The following is a 1,278-nucleotide window of genomic DNA, read 5'->3' on the forward strand; positions in this document are numbered from 1 at the left end:
GTCTTTATCAACTACCCACTCTTTACCATCCCACGTATCAAAATCAGTAGGTGGCTTATTGAATGTAAGTGTATCGGGTAGTTCGCCAATTTCAGTTATCTCACGTTTTTGACGGGTTTGTGTGTCGTAAGCTGTCTTTCCGCGATAGTCAGGTAAGATTTCCCAACAGCTTTTATCTTCACTACGGCACACGGCTTCGTCTTCAGAATCGGGAAGTTCTGGAGCGTCGGGATAAGCTCCGGCTGATAGACTGACACCCAACATGACATATTCGATATCTGACGCTATGAATTCTCGCGTGATTTGATTCGAGTGATAGACCTTCATCCAGCCTGCTTGAGTGGCTAAACCATCTTTTCCAAGTACGGCTGTTTCATGTTCTAAAGAGTACTTTTGTTCTGTCATTATGCTGCTCTCACTATGTAGTTAAATGCGATATTGCGGGGGCGGGTTTCGTTGCCAACAGCACCATTGTTTGTAAATACATCAAAATCACTACCGTTGTTCGTGAACGGTAATTTTTGCTGTGAATCGTTATGATATGATCCGTTGTGCCCACGACTGCTAGTTGCGCCGAAGTCTCCTCCATATCCACCGCTACCGCTGACATGTCGGTGCCATTGAACTTGCTGTGGCTGCCACGACCCGCACACACGACCCGGATCAACACCCCGACTATCATCCCACCCACGGATAAACTCACCTCTTAAATCAGGTACTCTACCCTCAGGATAAGCCTCTGCTAACTTCGGATACAAAGATTTATCAAATGATTGTCCGTTGCATGTGAGATATCCCGGTGGCGTGTAGCGGTGGGGGTACGGAATGGGTGAACCGACTGGGATGTTGCTCGCTGCGTTAATGTCATCAAGTGTTGCTAATATTCCGTCTTTCTCTGGAAAATTAGTAACGTAAATATTTTTACCCGCTGAATTTCTATGATAGACATAAATAGATTGATAATTATCGTCGTTAAGGCTTGCTTCAATAGCAAAGTACCCTCGAGATTCTTTTCCCCGCTGCGGGAAAAAATTGATTCTCGGATATGCGCTCATTGTATTAACAACTTCAACATTACCCCGTGCAAAATTATTATCTACTTCTGTTATGGTATACGCCCCTAATTCTCCCGGGGACGGCTTATTTATTGAACTATATACCCGAATACCGGGTGCTTCATACACACCCTTACCGGAAATATATCCAGTGGCATCCACATACCCGTTTACAATACCACCAGATTTTGGATACGCATTATTCGCCTTATTCACCGTTTCC

At 44.7% G+C, this 1,278-nt stretch carries 2 protein-coding genes; both read right to left on the minus strand.

The annotated features are described in order from the left end of the window. Positions 1-405 (minus strand): tail fiber assembly protein (locus tag C5469_RS22735; RefSeq protein WP_166310956.1); only part of this gene is annotated, 405 nt, incomplete at its 3' end. After that, the coding region (locus tag C5469_RS22740; protein ID WP_207629328.1) for a tail fiber protein at positions 405-1,278 on the minus strand (874 nt) is incomplete at its 5' end. The genes C5469_RS22735 and C5469_RS22740, both read right to left, overlap by 1 nt.

The sequence above is a fragment of the Photorhabdus cinerea genome, assembly GCF_011189575.1.
Taxonomy (GTDB): domain Bacteria; phylum Pseudomonadota; class Gammaproteobacteria; order Enterobacterales; family Enterobacteriaceae; genus Photorhabdus; species Photorhabdus cinerea.